The organism is Micromonospora sp. NPDC005298 (genome assembly GCF_040607375.1).
Taxonomy (GTDB): domain Bacteria; phylum Actinomycetota; class Actinomycetes; order Mycobacteriales; family Micromonosporaceae; genus Micromonospora.
In genome coordinates this window covers 13571-28944 of sequence record NZ_JBEXGP010000006.1, presented here as the reverse complement: position 1 = coordinate 28944, position 15374 = coordinate 13571, and the positions used below count along the sequence as shown (strand labels likewise).

Here is a 15374-nt window from a genome sequence, read left to right as displayed (position 1 = left end):
GGTCACTCCAGCGCGGCCACCCTGCGCAGCAGCACCGAGCGCTCGCACTGGTTGGCGCAGAGCCGGGCGGCCAGCTCCAGTTCGGCGCGCGCCTCCGGTCGCCGCCCGAGTCGGGCCAGCAGCTCTCCGCGTACGGTCGGCACCAGATGTGAACCGGGGAGCCGGCCCGCGGTGACCAGGTCGTCCACGATGGCCAGGGCGGGCACCGGACCCGAGGCCATCGCCACGGCGACCGCCCGGTTGAGGTCCACCACCGGCGAGGGCGCGACCCGGACGAGCGCCTCGTAGAGCGCCACGATCCGGTCCCAGTCGGTCGACTCGACCGAGCGCGCCGACGCGTGGGTGGCCGCGATGGCGGCCTGGAGGCCGTACGGGCCGAGGCCGCCGATCGACGCCCGGGCCAGCGCGGCCAGCCCACGGCGGGTCGCCGCGACGTCCCACAGTCGGCGATCCTGGTCCTCCAGCAGGACGGGTGAGCCGTCCGGTGCGGTCCGGGCCGGGAAGCGGGCGGCCGTCAGCTCGCACAACGCGAGCAGGCCGTGCACCTCCGGTTCGTCCGGCTGGAGTGCGGCAAGCGTGCGGGTCAGCCGGATCGCCTCGTACGCGAGGTCGGGGCGCAGCAGACGGTCACCGGACGTGGCAGTCGACCCCTCGGTGAAGATCACGTAGAGGACGCTGAGCACACCGCCCAGCCGTCTCCGGCGCTCGCCGCCAGCCGGCAGCTCGAACGGCACTCCGGCCGCCGCGATGGCCTTCTTGCCCCGGGTGACGCGGGCCTGCACGGTGGGCACCGGCACGAGGAACGCCCGTGCGATCTCCTCGCTGGTCAGGCCGCCGACCACGCGCAGGGTCAGCGCCACCCGGGTCTCGCGGGAGAGCACCGGGTGGCAGCTGACGAACATCAGGGCCAGGACGTCGTCGTCGATCCGGTCCGGGTCGATGTCGTCGTCGACCGTGGGGTCGGCCGCCAGCAGGGCGTACCGGTCCCGCAGGGCGGTCCGGCGGCGGATCGCGTCGATCGCCCGGCGGCGGGCCGTGGCCATCAGCCAGCCGGCCGGGTTGGCCGGAGCGGCCGCCGGCCAGGACACCAGCGCCTCGACCACCGCCTCCTGGGCCGCGTCCTCGGCCAGAGTGAAGTCGCCGGTGAACCGGGTCAGCGCGGCGACGATCCGCGCCGACTCGATCCGCCAGACGGCCTCGACGTCGGCCGCACCCATCAGGGCTGGCCGTTGCTCTCGCCGAGCTGCGGAACCTCGTCGGCCTCGGCCACCCGGCGAACCTCGATCGTCGACCCGGGGATCGCCGGGAACCGCGTGGCCCACCCGACCGCCTCCCGCTGGGAGGCGACGTCGAGCAGGAAGTACCCGCCGAAGAGTTCCCTGGTCTCCCCGTACGGCCCGTCGGTGACCACCGGGGTCTCGCCACCGAAGTCGACCACCGCGCCCCGGCCCGGGTCGTCAAGCCCTTCGGCCGCGAGGAGGACCTCGGCCTTGATCATTTCCTCGATGAACCGGCCGGTGGCGGCCATCGCCTCGTCGATGGACGCCATCATCGCCGCGTTCGTCTCGTCGGTGCCCCGCATGATCAGCATGAATCTCGGCATCGCGTTCTCCTCGTCCGGCGGGGCCGCCTCTCGGCCCTCGCACCGTACGTCGAACGGCCGGCCCGCGGATCGACATGGCGCCCGGGGAATCTCGCGTCGCGAGGCGGAGAAGCCCGGCGACCGACGGCCCGGGGCGGTCCCGTCGTCCACCCGGAGGTACTGTTGAACGTGTTCAAATAGAGCAGTCCGATGGGGAGGCACCGTGAAGATCGTCATTCCCGGCGGGACCGGTCAGGTCGGCACCATCCTGGATCGGGCGCTGACCGCCGCGGGTCACGATGTCGTGCTGGTGACGCGCTCACCCCGGGGGCCGCGTCAGGTTCCCTGGGACGGCGCCACCCTCGGGCCGTGGGTCGAGCAGATCGACGGCAGCGACGTCGTCGTCAACCTGGCCGGGCGCAGTGTCAGCTGCCGGTACACGCCGGAGAACCTCGACGCCATGATGCGCTCGCGGGTCGAGTCGACGCGGGTGGTCGGCGAGGCCATCGCCGGGGCGGCCCGGCCACCCGGAGTGTGGTTGCAGATGAGCACGGCGACGATCTACGCGCACCGCTTCGACGCGGCGAACGACGAGTACGACGGTCTGCTCGGCGGTGGCGAGGACGGTGTGCCCGGCTACTGGGGGTACAGCGTCGAGATCGCCCAGAAGTGGGAGGCCGCGCAGGAGCGGGCGTCGACTCCGCACACGCGCAGGGTCGCGCTGCGCTCGGCAATGGTGATGAGCCCCGACCGGGGTGGCGTGTTCGACGTGCTGAGCTGGCTCGCGCGACTCGGACTCGGCGGACCGGTGGCGGGCGGCCGACAGTACGTCTCGTGGATCCACGACCACGACTTCGTCCGGGCCGTGGAGTTCCTGATCGACCGCGACGACCTGAGCGGCGCGGTGAACCTCGCAGCCCCCGGCGCGTTGCCGCAGGCGGAGTTCATGCGGGAGCTGCGCTCGGCGTGGCGGGTGCCGGTCGGCCTGCCGGCCACCCGGTGGATGGCCGAGCTGGGCGCGTTCGCGCTGCGGTCGGACACCGAACTGCTGCTGAAGAGCCGGCGGATCGCCCCGGGCCGCCTCGCCGACGCCGGATTCGCCTTCGACCATCCGAGGTGGCCGGCCGCGGCGGCGGACCTGACGGCACGGCGTCGTCGAGGCTGACCGCCCGTCGATCGGTCGGACGCCCGTCAGACCAGCGGCGCCTGCGCCGACCGGCCGCCGTCGCCCGCGGGGCGCACACCCTCGGGAGCGGCGATCGGGGCGGCGACGATCCGGCTGGGCAGCACCGGCGCGTCCCGACCCGTGCCACGCCGGCCGTCGCCGCCGGATGACTGCTCGTGGTAGTCCTGCTCCACGTTCACCGACCAGACGTCGTGCGAGGCGCCGGTGGCGATGTTCTCCACGGTGAGCATGGCGGTCAGCATCGAGTGGTCCTGGTTGTTGTAGCGGTGCATGCCGTTGCGGCCCACCGGGTGCACGTTCGGCACCGCCTCGGCCAGCCAGGCGCGGATCACGTCCACGTTGTGCTGGTAGCTCTCGTCGTACACCGGGTAGGCCTTGGGCATGCGCACGACGTGGCCGGCCTCGACCACGCCGGGCCGGACCAGACCCAACCGCTCCAGCTCCGTGGTGGCCAACGCCACGAGGTCGGCATCGGGGGTACGCCACATCTCGTCGTCCTCGAACACGAAGTACTCCAGGCCCAGGCAGGTGCGGCCGTCCTTGACCAGGTACGGCGACCAGGAGCCGAAGTTCTGGATCCGGCCCACCCGTACCCCCGGGTCGTGCACGTAGATCCAGTTGTCCGGGAACGAGAACTCCGCCGGCACCACGAGCGCGACGGTCAGGAAGTCGCGGTAGCGCAGGTCGGCGGCGCAGGCCAGCACCTCCGGCGGCGCGGCCGGGCGCAGCGCGGTCACCAGCTCCGAGATCGGCATGGACGAGATCACGTGGTCGGCCGGTGCGGTGCGCTGCCCGCCGGCCCCGTCGACGGTCACGCTGATCGCCCGCCGCCGCTCCGGGTCGCGGTGCACGGCGGTCACCCAGGTGCCGGTCGACAGGCGCCCGCCACGCTTGCGGACCTGCTCGGCGCAGCGTTCCCACATCATCCCGGGCCCGTACTTCGGGTACTGGAACTCCTCGATCAGGCTCGTCACGTCCGTGCGACGGCCGCCGGGCAGCAGGGCGTTGCGGATCGCCGTGGCCAGCGACAGGTTCTTGATCCGCTGCGCGGCCCAGTCGGCCCGCAGCCGGTCCGCCGGCATGCCCCAGACCTTCTCGGTGTACGTCTTGAAGAAGATCGAGTACAGCCGCCACCCGAACCGGGCCGACACCCAGCCCTCGAAGTGCGACTGGTCCTTCGGCGGGCGCAGCCGGGCCCGCGCGTACGAGCCCAGGCAGCGGACCGCCTCCGGCAGTCCCAGGTTGCGCAGGGCGTTCACCGCGCTGAGCGGGTAGTTGAACAGCGCGCCCCGGTAGAAGATCCGACTCATCCGGGGCCGGGTCAGGAAGTCCTCGTCGGGCAGGATCTCGTGCCAGAACGCCTCAACCCGGGGCACCTTCGTGAAGAACCGGTGCCCGCCGATGTCGAAGCGCCACCCGTCGCGCTCCACGGTCCGGCTGATGCCGCCGACCACCTCGTCCGCCTCGAACACCTGCACCGGCAGACCGTGCCGCAGCAACTCGTACGCCGCCGTGAGCCCCGCCGGTCCCGCACCGATGACCACCGTGCCGTGCTGCTCGCTCATGTCGCCGTACTCCCTGCTCACCTGCGATGGTTGAGGCGCGGCGCGTACCCGTTATGCCCGGGATGTCACCTCGTGGTCGTGGTGTTTCCGCTCCGGCGGGGCGCGCGGCGGCGTACAACGGGAGGGGCGGCACCCCCACGCGGCGGGTGGGCGGGGGAGCGGGGCGGATGCGCGGGTGGCGAAGCGGCACGGCGGCGCTGGCCCCCCGGCTGGCCGGCGCCGGCCGGGCTGGCGCGCGGCTCGCCCGCCGCGTTCCGCAGCCCTGGCCGTACGCGACCGGACTGTTCGTCGGCGCGAAACTGCTGCTCACGCTGCTCGGGCTGCTGGTACTGCACGCCTGGGACGGCATCCCCGGCGCGCCGCCGCCGGACGAGGCGCTGATGTGGGCGCAGCAGCGGGAGATCTCCGGGCACCGGTGGATCTCCTTCTGGTTCGCCTGGGACGCGCTGCTCTACCTGCGGTTGAGCGAGCTGCCGCTGACCGGGCCGTGGCGGGACTTCGGCTTCCCGCTGCTGTATCCGTTCCTGGCCCGGCCGGTCGGCGCGCTGCTCGGCGGCGACAACGCCCTGGCCCTGCTGCTGATCAGCAACATCGCGTTCCTGCTGGCCCTCGTCTACGGCTACCGGCTGGCGGAGCTGCTGCTCGGCGACGCGGGCGCGGCCCGCCGGTTCACCCGCTACCTGGTGCTGCTGCCGACCGCGTTCCTGTTCCAGGCCGCGCTGACCGAGTCGCTGTTCGTCTGCCTCGCGCTGGCCGCCTTCTACCACGCCGAACGCCGGCAGTGGCTGCTGGTCGGCGTCCTGGGCTACTTCCTGGCGATGAGCCGGTCGGTCGGCCTGCTCGTCGCGCTGCCGCTGGCCCTGGTGCTGCTGCGGCAGCACGACTGGCGGCTCGGCCCGCGCGCCCTGCTCGGCTACCTGCGGACCGGCTGGCCGTTGCTGCTGCTGCCCGCCGGATGGCTCACCTTCATGGCGTACTGCCGGTGGCGGGGCGGGGACTGGTTCGCCTACCAGCACGCCCAGCAGACCGGCTGGGGCATCGAGGTGCAGAACCCGGTGCCGGTGCTGCTCGACGGCCTGGCGGGGGAGCCACGCGACGCCGCGCGGGTGTGGTTCGCCGTCGCCGTGCTGGCCGTGCTGGCCGCCGGCTTCCGCCGCCGGGAGCTGGCCTACCTGGTGTACGGCGTCCTCATGGTGCTGGTGCCGCTGTCGATGGGTCCGGCGGTCTACAAGAGCCTGCTGCGGTACCTGCTGGCGGCCTTCCCGGTGGCCCTGGTGCTGGCCCGCTGGTCCCGCCGCGCCGGCGTCGACGTGTGGCTGACCGCGGCGCTCGCCGTGACACAGGGCGCGCTGTTCGTTCTCTGGCTCAGCTACTGGACCCACATGATCATCTGATTGGGGCCGCCGCCGGGCGGGCAGGATGAGCGAATGACCGAGCCACGGGTACGCCTCGACGACCTGGGCGCCTGGCTGATCAAGGGCAACGCCGACCTCGTCGACCTGACCGGCCGGTTCGCCAGCGATCCCCTCGTGACCAGCTGGTGCGTACGCCCCGGCTACCGGGCGCGCCTGATGCGCGCCGGGCAGCCGGTGGTCTTCTGGGCCAGCGGCAGCCGGGGGCGACTGCCGTACGGGGTGTGGGGCGTCGGCCGGGTCACCGGCCAGGCCGAGCCGGGGCCACCCGGGCAGCCCTGGTCGGTGCCCCTGGACCTGCCCATCCTCGCTGAACCGGACCGGGTGCCCCGGCACCTGTTGCGCGCCGACGACCGGCTCGCCGCGCTGGAGGTGTTCCGGCAGCCGCAGGCCGCCAACCCGTCGTACCTCACCGCGGCCCAGTTCGCCGCCCTGCGTACCCACCTGCCGGCCTGAGACCGCCCCCGGCCGGCACCCGACCTCCGCCCCTGTGCGAGCCTGCTACCCGTCGTACACGCACCGTCGGGGGAGGCCCGGTGTTCACCCTGCCGCTGACCGAGGACGTCGAGCTGCGCCCGCTGGACCCGTGGCGCGCCGACGAGTTCCTCGCCAACCTGGACCGGGCCCGCGAGCACATCAGCCCGTGGGTCGCGTCCTCCTTCGTCGCCACCGACCTGCCGTCGGCCCGCGCCGTGTTGCAGCGGTACGCGGACCGTTGGGCCAGCGACAGCGGCGGCATCTGGGGGCTGTGGTGGCGCGGCACCCTCGTCGGCGGCGTCATGTTCGTGTCGTTCGACGTCACCCAGGGAGTCTGCGAGGTCGGCTGTTGGGTGGAGCCGGCGGCGCAGGGCAGGGGCATCGTCGCCCCGGCGGTGCGGCGGATCATCGACTGGGCGGTCCGCGAACGCGGCATCCAGCGCGTGGAGTGGCGTACCAACGCCGAGAACGCCCGCAGCAAGGCCCTCGCCGGCCGGCTCGGCCTGCGCCTGGACGGCACACTGCGCCAGCTGTACCCGGGCCCGCACGGGCGCATCGACCTGGAGGTCTGGTCGGTGCTGGCGGACGAATGGCTGGCCGGCTCCACCGTCCACTGACGACGACGAATTTCTGTCGTACCCGCGCGGCACCATGCATCCATGGCCGTCCCCGCGCTCACCCCCCACTCCGACCCGCCGCGTTCCGTGCCGCTGCGTGAGGCGCGCACCCGGTTCAGTCAGCTCGTCGCGCTGGCCGAGCTGACCGACGCGGTCACCGTCGTCACCCGCGACGGCGATCCCCGCCCGGTCGCCGCGATCGTCCCCGCCGCGGCCGCCCGCAGCGGCGCACAGGCCCGCGCCGACGCCGACCGCCTCGCCGCGGTCACCGCCGGGTGGGCCCGCCGCCTCGACGAGCAGCACCGCCGCAGCAGCCAGCGACACGCCGCCGAGCTGGGCGCGGTCCGCGCCGCGCTCGCCGAGGTGTGGGCCGAGCTGGACCGTCGGGTCGTTCCCGGCAGCGATCCGGCGCTGGCCCGGCTGCGCGCGGCCCACAACGACCTGCTCGCCGACTGACCCGACCTCCTGCCCCGGCGTTCAGCCGGTGGCCGGGTAGGCGTGCGTCTCGGTCGCCTTGAGCGCCACCCAGACCCGCTGACCGGGGATCAGCCGCAACTGGGCGGCGGCGGCCGGTGTCACGTCCGCGGCCACCCCGATCGGGCCGTCCAGCTGCACCCGCACGTTGTCGCCGTGCCGTTGGACGCCGGCGACCGTACCCGCCCAGGTGTTGCGAGGGCTGCCCTGCGGCCGCGCCGGGTGCAGGGCCACCGACGCCGGGCGGAACGCCACGAACGCCTCGCCCTGCAACCGGTCGGCGACGGCGAGCGTCAGGTCCGGCGCGACCCGTACCTCGTGCCCGTCGGCCCGACCCCGGTAGAGGTTCAACCCGACGAGCCGAGCCACGTAGTCGGTACGCGGACGGGCCGTGACGCTCGGGCCGTCACCCTCCTGCACCACCTGTCCCCCCTCCACGATGACCAGCCGGTCGGCCAGCGCGAGCGCGTCGAGCGGGTCGTGGGTGACCAGCACCGCCGCGCCCGCGTGCGCGGCCAGGTGCCGGTGCAGTTCCGCGCGGGTGTCCAACCGGGTGCGGGCGTCCAGGGCGGCGAGCGGCTCGTCCAACAGCAGCAGCGCCGGTGCGACGGCCAGCGCGCGCGCCAGCGCCACCCGCTGCGCCTGACCGCCGGACAGTTGCCGGGGCCGACGCTGCGCGTGCCCGCCCAGCCCCACCCGATCCAGCCAGTCCCGGGCCGTGGCCCGCGCGGCACGTCTGTCGACACCGTGCCGGCGCGGCCCGAACGCCACGTTGTCCAGGGCGCTCAGATGCGGAAACAGCAGGTAGTCCTGGAAGACCACACCGATCGAGCGGCGTTCGGTGGGCACCCACGCGCGGGCCGCCGGCCGGTCCAGGTCGGTGCCGTCGAGCGTGACGTGCCCCGCCGTGAGGGGATGCAGCCCGGCCAGCGCCCGCAGCGCGGTCGTCTTGCCGGCGCCGTTCGGGCCGAGCAGCGCGACCACCTCGCCGGGCGCGACCCGCAGCGGGACGTCGAGCCGGAACGTCCCCCGGTCGACGACGATCCGGGCGTCCAGCAGTGGGCGGCTCATCCGCTCGTCATCCAGCGGTCCCGCAGCGCCACCAGGATGCCCACCGACACGACGAGCAGCACCAGGCTGAGCACGATCGCGGATTCCAGGTCGGTCTCCAACGCCAGGTACACGGCGAGCGGCATGGTCTGCGTCCGCCCCGGATAGTTGCCGGCGAAGGTGATGGTGGCGCCGAACTCGCCGAGTGCCCGCGCCCAGCAGAGCACCGCGCCGGCGGCCAGCCCCGGCGCCACGAGCGGCAGCGTGACGTGGGTGAAGGTGGTCCACCGGCCGGCGCCGAGCGTGGCCGCCGCCTCCTCGTAGCGGTGGTCCGCCGCGCGCAGCGCACCCTCCACGGCGATGACCAGGAACGGCATGGCGACGAACGACTCGGCGAGCACCACACCGGCGGTGGTGAACGGCAGTGTGACGCCGAACGTGGCGTCCAGCCAGCCACCGAGCAGCCCACGCCTGCCGAAGACCAGCAGCAGCGCCACACCACCGACCACCGGCGGCAGCACCAACGGCACGGTGACCAGGGCGCGGACCAGCCGCCGGCCGGGGAACTCGACCCGGGCCAGCAGCCACGCCAGCGGCACCCCGAGCACCAGGCAGAACACGGTGGCCAGCGTCGCGGTCTGCACCGACAAGCGCAGCGCGGTCAGCGCGCCCGGCTCGGTGAGCCGCTGCGGCAGCGTCGTCCACGGCGCCCGGAGCACCAGACCGGCCAGCGGCAGGACGAGGAAGAGCAGCCCCAACGCCGCCGGGACGAGCAACGCCGCCGGAACCCGCCCCCGCCGCCGAGGTACGACGGTGTCGAGCGCTCGACTCACGGCGCCTGGAATCCCGCCTCGGCGAGAACCGCCTGCGCCGGCGCCGAGCGGACGTACGCGACGAACGCCCGCGCACCGGCCCGGTTCGGCGCGCCGGTCAACGCGACGATCGGATAGTCGTTGACCGCCCGCGCCGACTCGGGAAACTCGACGCCTGTCACGTCGGCGCTCGCCGCCCGCGCGTCCGTGCGGTAGACCAGGGCCGCGTCGACCTCACCGAGCTTCACCTTGGCCAGTGCGCCCTTGACGTCCTGCTCCAGGGTCACCGGGGTCACCGCGACCCCGGCCGCGTCGAGAGCCGACCGGGCCGCCGCACCGCAGGGCACCTGGTCGGCGCAGAGGGCCACCTTCACCCCCGGGCGGGTCAGGTCGGCCAGGCCGGTGACCCCCGCCGGGTTGCCCCGCGGCACCGCGATCACCAGCTGGTTGCGCGCGAAGACGCTCGGGGTGCCGTCGGCGTTGCCGGCCTCGGTCACCGTCGTCATGTTCTTCGGCGCGGCCGACGCGAAGACGTCCGCCGGCGCGCCCTGGTTGATCTGGTTGGCCAGGGCGGAACTGCCGGCCAGGTTGAGGGCGACCGTGGTGCCCGGGTTGGCGGCCTCGAAGTCCCTGCCGATGCGGGTGAACGACTCGGTCAGCGACGCGGCGGCGAACACCGTCACCGTGCCGGTGACCCGGCCGTCCGCGGCGGCGCCCCCGGACCCCGCGTCGTCGCCGCCGCAGCCGGTCGTCGCCAGCACGGCGAACGCCGCGACGGCGGCCAGCGTCGTCCGCCCGTCCCGCCGCGTCACGCGCCGGTCCCCACCCTCGCCGGGGCGGCGGGAGCGGCCCGCTCCACCACCACCGTGGTCGACTTGATGACCGCGACGGCCACCGAACCGACCCGCAGGTCCAGCTCGTCGACGGCTTCGCGGCTCATCAACGACACCACCCGGAACGGCCCGGCCTGGATGTCGACCTGGGCCATGACCGTGTCCTTGCGGACGTCCACGACGATGCCGCGCAGCCGGTTGCGCGCCGAGGAGAACTCGGCGCCCGCGTCCGGGTCGGCGGCCTGCGCCCGGGCGAAGCCGGCCAGGTCGACGCCGTCGATGATCCGGTGACCGTGGTCGTCGCGCCCGGCGGGCAGCCGTCCCGCATCCACCCAGCGGCGGATCGTGTCGGCGCTGACGCCGAGCACCTCGGCCGCCGCGCCGATCCGAAAAGTCGTCACCGGCTCACCCTAGACCTCGCATCCGCAAGGGCGAAAGGCCCTACAGGCCAGCATTCACGCAGACAACTGTATGTTCGGCCTCGCACCTGCGTCCCGCCCTCATGATCGCGCTCGATCCAGGATCGAGTGGTGACGGTGTGTCGCCGAGGCCACGGTTTCCTGGTTCGAGCATGATCATGGCTGGGGCGCGTGCGGTTCAGCGGCTGCGCGGTTTCGGAGGGCTGGTCGAGCAGTTGCTCGACACGAAGGGCCCGTCGACAGTCGGCGGGTCAGGGGCGGCGGGGGTGGCCCTTGAGGTGTCGGCCCAGTTCACGGGCGATCTCGCGGTTGGCATCGCGCTCGGCGAGGGTCTGCCGCTTGTCGTAGGAGCGCTTGCCCCTGGCCAGGGCCAGCTCCACCTTGGCGTAGCCGTTCTCGAAGTACATCGACAGCGGCACCAGCGTCACACCACCCTCGCGGACCTTGTCCAGGATCCGGTCGATCTCCGAACGGTGCAGCAGCAGCTTGCGGTTACGCCGGGGGGCGTGGTTCGTCCACGTGCCGTAGGCGTACTCGGCGATGTGCAGGCCGTACAGCACGATCTCGCCGTCGCGTTCGTGCGCGAACGCGTCCACCAGCGAGGCCCGCCCCTCGCGCAGCGACTTCACCTCGGTGCCGACCAGCACGATGCCCGCCTCGTAGGTGCGCAGCACCGTGTACTCGTGCCGGGCCTTCTTGTTCGAGGCGATCAGCCGGCGGTCGGGCTGCTTGGACGGGCTCACCCGGCGACGATATCCGCCCGGGTGTCAGCCGGTCACCGGGCGGTCGTCCGCAGCCGCGCCGTCAACTCCCGCACCGCGTCGGCGAACGCCCCCTGCGACTCGCACGGCCAGTGCCCCATGATCGGCGGTGGCACGCTGTCGCTGGGCGGCGCCACCACACTCTCCGGATCGATCAACCGACGGTCGACGGTCGCCGCCGGCCCGGTCAACCGCTCGACATCGCCCGGCCGGTGCGCCGCGAAGATCCACCCGCCGATCGGGTCGGTGTCACGCCACAGGTTGAGCCACCGCCAGCCGACCCGCTCACCGATCTCCCGCAACGCGGCGTCGTCGGCGTACGCGGGGAACAGGCGCGAGTACAGCCGACCCAGGGGAGAGCCGTAGGTCAGCAACGCGACCCGATCGGTGATCCGGGGCGGCAGTTGCAGCACCGTCGCGGCGAGCAGCACCGAGCCGTGACTGTGCCCGGCCAGCAGGACCCGTTCGCCCTGGTCCACCAGGTACGAGATCCGCTTGGCCAGCTCCGGCACGGCCCGCTCGGCGTAACAGGGCGGCGCGAAGGGGTGCGCGCCCCGGGGCCAGAACGTGCCCAGGTCCCACAGCACTCCCACGTACCTGCGGAACCCCGCCGTCCGGTACGCGAAGAGGCCACCGATCACCAGCCAGAGGAGAATCCCGGCGATCACGTAGCTGCCCGAGCCGATCAGGAAGTTGACCATGTTCTCGGGCACCCCGACGAAGCGTTGCGCCACGTCACCGGGGTAGAGCTGGAGCAGGCCGAGCACGCTCGTGGCCAGACCGAGCGCGGCCAACACGGCGTAGACCACCGAGAGCGGCTCCAGCCGTTCCGTGAACCGGGCGCGGGCCACCGCCTGTTCGACCCGGCGCAGCCGGTCCGCCGCCTCCGGAGGCGCGTGCGGGAAGTCGGCTGCCACGATCGCCCGGGCGGCCCGCCGGCGGCCCGGCGCGGTCAACACGGTGACCACGCCGGCGACCAGCAGGGCGGTCAGCACCGCGAGGAAGAACCCGAAGATCGCCCACTTGTACGGCAGCGGAGGGCTGGTGGCCACCCGGTCCGCGGTCGTCCCCTCCCGGTCGAGCAGGTCCGCGACCCGGTAGACCAGCTCGGCGGCGAAGGCCACGGCGAGTCCGGCGGCGATGGTGACGAAGACCGGCGCTCCCAGCGCGCGGATCGGCGACTTGCGCTGCCCGTCGCCGCGCCACCAGAGCACCACCGCGGCCAGGGCGGCGACCAGCACGGTCTGGCTCACGAACAGCCAGGCGACGATCGCGCCGTAGCCGGGCAGCGCCCCTCCGTCCGGCCACGGGGCCGGACTGATGACCACGTGCACGATCACCAGGATGGTGAGGCCGCAGGAGACCGTACGCAGCCCACGGGTGAGCCCGTCCACGGCGGGCGCCGGCCCTGGTTCGTCGATTCTCGGTACCACGGTCAGCAGGAGCAGGCAGGCCACCAGCACCGCCACGGTGGCCACCACCAGCACCGCCATCACCCCCGAGGTGTGCTGGCTGGCCCGGGCGGCCAGCAGGCTGCCGTTCAGCGTGGCGAACGCCGCCGCCACGTGCACCGACCGCAGCCGACCCACGAGCGGCGCGCCGTCCCACTGACCGACCGCGCTCAGCCGGTGCTTGGAGGTGGTCTGCGCCGGCGCGTTGGTCCGGAACGCGTCGAAGGAGTGGCTGGGTCGGGCGCCCAGCCACCAGACGAGCCCGATGGCGGCGACCGGCACCAGCGCCAGCACACCCAGGCGCAACCCGACCGGCTGCCCGCCGAGCCAGGACAGCGAGCTCCGCCCGGCCAGGCACGACGGCATGCCCATGCAGCGCCAGGCGATCAGGTCCAGCGCCACCCCGACGATGGAGAGCACGTAGAGCACTGTGAGGGTGAGGGCCAGCACGCGGCACAGCACCATGAAGCCGTACTTCGCGGAGGGGTTCGCCGGGCGCATCCAGAGCGCCACGTTGCAGAGCATGAACGGCAGCAGGAACACCAGCGACAGCGTCCGCGCGGCCGTCCCGGACGGCAGGTCGCTCCAGCGGTACGCCTCGAGCGTCACCCCGTCCGTCCCGGTCGAGTCGGGGTAGCCCGGACGCGGCCGGTAGAACCCGCCGCTGCGGTCACCGGCGACCTGGTGGATGTACGGCCGGTTCAGCACCTGGTCCGCCCCGGCCCCGGAGACGCCGTGCACCCGCAGCTCCACGATCCCGCCCGACGGCGTCGCCGGTCCGGTCGGCGCCGAGTCCGCCATGGGCCCCCCGAGGTGTGCGCGGCAACCAGGCGGGTCGTCGGCCGCCGGCGTGGTGCCCCGGCTTACCCCGGTTGACGCCGATCACGCGTGCGTCGCGCGCCACGCGATGGTGCGGTGGACGCGCCGCGGGTGGTTTCATGGGCGCCATGGCGAACCCGGTGATCCTGACCGTCGACGACGACCCCGTGGTGTCGCGGGCCGTGGCCCGGGACATCCGCCGCCGCTACGGCGACCGCTACCGGGTGCTGCGCGCCGCCTCCGGACCGGAGGCGCTGGACGCGCTGCGGGAGGTGAAGCTGCGCGGCGAACAGGTGGCGCTGCTGCTGGCCGACCACCGGATGCCGGAGATGACCGGCGTCGAGTTCCTGGAAGCGGCGATGGACATCTTCCCGGCCGCCCGCCGGGTGCTGCTCACCGCGTACACGGACACCGACGCCGCGATCGAGGCGATCAACGTGGTGGACCTGGACCACTACCTGCTCAAGCCCTGGCACCCGCCGGAGGAGAAGCTGTACCCGGTGGTGGACACGCTGCTGGAGGCGTGGTCGGTCACCCCGGACGCGGCGAGCGCCGAGATCCGGGTCGTCGGGCACCGCTGGTCCGCCCCGTCGTTCACGGTCCGTGACTTCCTGGCCCGCAACCTGGTGCCGTACCGGTGGCTGCTGGCCGACGACCCGGAGGGCGCCCGGCTGCTCGACGCCGCCGGCGCCACCGAGGCGGACGTGCCGCTGGTGGTGACCGCCGAGGGCAAGGCGCTTGTCGCCCCGAACGAGGCGGAGTTGGCCGCCCTGGCCGGGTTGACTGTGGTGCCGGCGTCGGACTTCTACGACCTGGTGGTGATCGGCGGCGGCCCGGCCGGTCTGGGTTCGGCGGTGTACGGGGCCTCGGAGGGGCTGCGTACGGTGCTCGTCGAGCGGCGCGCCACCGGAGGGCAGGCAGGGCAGAGCAGTCGGATCGAGAACTACCTGGGCTTTCCCGACGGCGTCTCCGGCGCGCAGCTGACCGACCGGGCCCGGCGGCAGGCGGTGAAGTTCGGCGCCGAGCTGCTCAGCGCCCGCGAGGTGGTCGGGCTCAGCGAGGCCGGCGGTGCCCGGCTGCTGCGCTTCGGCGACGGCACCGAGATCGCCGCGCACACGGTGGTGCTGGCCACCGGCGTCTCGTACCGGGTGCTCGACGCCCCCGGGCTGGCCGACTTCACCGGCCGGGGCGTGTTCTACGGCGCCGCCGCGACGGAGGCGCCGAGCTGCGTCGACCAGGACGTCTACATCGTGGGCGGGGCCAACTCGGCCGGCCAGGCGGCGGTGCACTTCTCCCGGTACGCCGCGCGCGTGCACCTGTTGATCCGGGGCGCGGACCTGAGGGCCTCGATGTCGCGGTACCTGATCGACCAGCTGGACCGGATCGACCGGATCACCGTGCATCCGCACACGGCGGTGGTCGGCGCGGCGGGGGAGGGGCACCTGCAACGCCTCACCCTCTGCGACACCCGTACCGGCCAGTCCCGCTCGGTGGACACGTCCTGGCTGTTCATCTTCATCGGGGCGGAACCCCGCACCGACTGGCTCGACGGTGTGCTGGTCCGTGACGGGCGCGGGTTCATCGTCACCGGCCCGGACCTGCTGGCCGGCGGGCGCCGACCGCCCGGCTGGTCGCTGTCACGCGACCCGTACCACCTGGAGACCAGCGTGCCGGGGGTGTTCGCCGCCGGTGACGTGCGGGCCGAGTCGGTCAAGCGGGTCGCCTCGGCCGTCGGCGAGGGCGCGATGGCGGTCTCCCTCGTGCACCGTTACCTGGAGGCCCAGTGAGCGCGAGGAGTGAGCCGGGTTTGCGAGCCCCGCAGTCGCGAGCCGAGGGCATGCGGTGAGCGCGAGGAGTGAGCCGGGTTTGCGAGCCCCGCAGTCGCGAGCCGAGGGCATGCAGTGAGCGCGAGGAGT

The 15374-nt window shown here is 73.6% G+C and carries 15 protein-coding genes; 6 read left to right on the top strand and 9 right to left on the bottom strand.

The window, feature by feature from the left end; all coding sequences use genetic code 11:
- Nucleotides 1-2: 2 nt before the first annotated feature.
- The gene (locus ABZS77_RS13340; RefSeq protein WP_354822026.1) at nt 3-1217 is read right to left on the bottom strand and encodes a DUF6596 domain-containing protein; all 1215 of its coding nucleotides are present in this window, start codon (nt 1215-1217) and stop codon (nt 3-5) included.
- Nucleotides 1217-1603: a YciI family protein gene (locus tag ABZS77_RS13335; protein ID WP_354822023.1), complete on the bottom strand. Its 387-nt coding sequence runs from the start codon at nt 1601-1603 to the stop codon at nt 1217-1219. The genes ABZS77_RS13340 and ABZS77_RS13335 overlap by 1 nt, the downstream gene beginning before the upstream one ends.
- A 202-nt stretch (nt 1604-1805) precedes the next feature.
- On the opposite strand from ABZS77_RS13335, the gene ABZS77_RS13330 reads away from it, so the two are divergent.
- Nucleotides 1806-2747 (top strand): DUF1731 domain-containing protein, encoded by a 942-nt coding sequence (locus ABZS77_RS13330; protein ID WP_354822020.1) that lies wholly within the window; start codon nt 1806-1808, stop codon nt 2745-2747.
- Between the two features lie 26 nt (nt 2748-2773).
- Here ABZS77_RS13330 and ABZS77_RS13325 read toward each other — a convergent pair whose 3' ends face one another.
- Nucleotides 2774-4333 carry an NAD(P)/FAD-dependent oxidoreductase gene (locus ABZS77_RS13325; RefSeq protein ID WP_354822017.1) on the bottom strand — a complete coding sequence of 520 codons (1560 nt, stop codon included), beginning with the start codon at nt 4331-4333 and terminating at the stop codon, nt 2774-2776.
- 167 nt (nt 4334-4500) lie between these two features.
- Here ABZS77_RS13325 and ABZS77_RS13320 point away from each other — a divergent pair, with 167 nt between their 5' ends.
- The 4 genes from ABZS77_RS13320 (at nt 4501) to ABZS77_RS13305 (ending at nt 7295) form a co-directional block, all read left to right on the top strand.
- Complete coding sequence (locus ABZS77_RS13320; RefSeq protein WP_354822014.1) at nt 4501-5727, top strand: hypothetical protein; 1227 nt, start codon at nt 4501-4503, stop codon at nt 5725-5727.
- Nucleotides 5728-5760: 33 nt separating this feature from the next.
- The gene (locus tag ABZS77_RS13315) at nt 5761-6201 is read left to right on the top strand and encodes a hypothetical protein (RefSeq protein WP_354822011.1); all 441 of its coding nucleotides are present in this window, start codon (nt 5761-5763) and stop codon (nt 6199-6201) included.
- Between the two features lie 80 nt (nt 6202-6281).
- Nucleotides 6282-6839, top strand: a complete 558-nt coding sequence (locus tag ABZS77_RS13310) for a GNAT family protein (RefSeq protein ID WP_354822008.1) — start codon at nt 6282-6284, stop codon at nt 6837-6839.
- Between the two features lie 42 nt (nt 6840-6881).
- Nucleotides 6882-7295, top strand: coding sequence for a type II toxin-antitoxin system Phd/YefM family antitoxin (locus tag ABZS77_RS13305; protein WP_354822005.1), 414 nt, complete (start codon nt 6882-6884; stop codon nt 7293-7295).
- 21 nt (nt 7296-7316) lie between these two features.
- Here the strand turns inward: ABZS77_RS13305 and ABZS77_RS13300 are convergent, their stop codons facing one another.
- The 6 genes from ABZS77_RS13300 to ABZS77_RS13275 form a co-directional block, all read right to left on the bottom strand.
- Nucleotides 7317-8384 carry an ABC transporter ATP-binding protein gene (locus ABZS77_RS13300; RefSeq protein WP_354822002.1) on the bottom strand — a complete coding sequence of 356 codons (1068 nt, stop codon included), beginning with the start codon at nt 8382-8384 and terminating at the stop codon, nt 7317-7319.
- Nucleotides 8381-9196: an ABC transporter permease gene (locus tag ABZS77_RS13295; RefSeq protein WP_354821999.1), complete on the bottom strand. Its 816-nt coding sequence runs from the start codon at nt 9194-9196 to the stop codon at nt 8381-8383. Before ABZS77_RS13295 ends, ABZS77_RS13300 begins: the two co-directional genes overlap by 4 nt.
- Nucleotides 9193-9936 (bottom strand): molybdate ABC transporter substrate-binding protein, encoded by a 744-nt coding sequence (gene modA / locus ABZS77_RS13290; RefSeq protein WP_354822440.1) that lies wholly within the window; start codon nt 9934-9936, stop codon nt 9193-9195. The genes ABZS77_RS13295 and modA overlap by 4 nt, the downstream gene beginning before the upstream one ends.
- A 47-nt stretch (nt 9937-9983) precedes the next feature.
- Nucleotides 9984-10409: a TOBE domain-containing protein gene (locus ABZS77_RS13285; RefSeq protein WP_354821996.1), complete on the bottom strand. Its 426-nt coding sequence runs from the start codon at nt 10407-10409 to the stop codon at nt 9984-9986.
- Between the two features lie 269 nt (nt 10410-10678).
- On the bottom strand, nt 10679-11170 hold the full coding sequence (smpB, locus tag ABZS77_RS13280) for an SsrA-binding protein SmpB (protein WP_354821993.1): 492 nt from the start codon (nt 11168-11170) through the stop codon (nt 10679-10681).
- A 32-nt stretch (nt 11171-11202) separates the two neighbouring features.
- Complete coding sequence (locus tag ABZS77_RS13275) at nt 11203-13440, bottom strand: hypothetical protein (RefSeq protein ID WP_354821990.1); 2238 nt, start codon at nt 13438-13440, stop codon at nt 11203-11205.
- Nucleotides 13441-13577: 137 nt separating this feature from the next.
- Between ABZS77_RS13275 and ABZS77_RS13270 the strand changes: the two genes are divergently transcribed.
- Nucleotides 13578-15245, top strand: coding sequence for an FAD-dependent oxidoreductase (locus ABZS77_RS13270; protein WP_354821987.1), 1668 nt, complete (start codon nt 13578-13580; stop codon nt 15243-15245).
- The last annotated feature ends 129 nt before the right edge of the window (nt 15246-15374 follow it).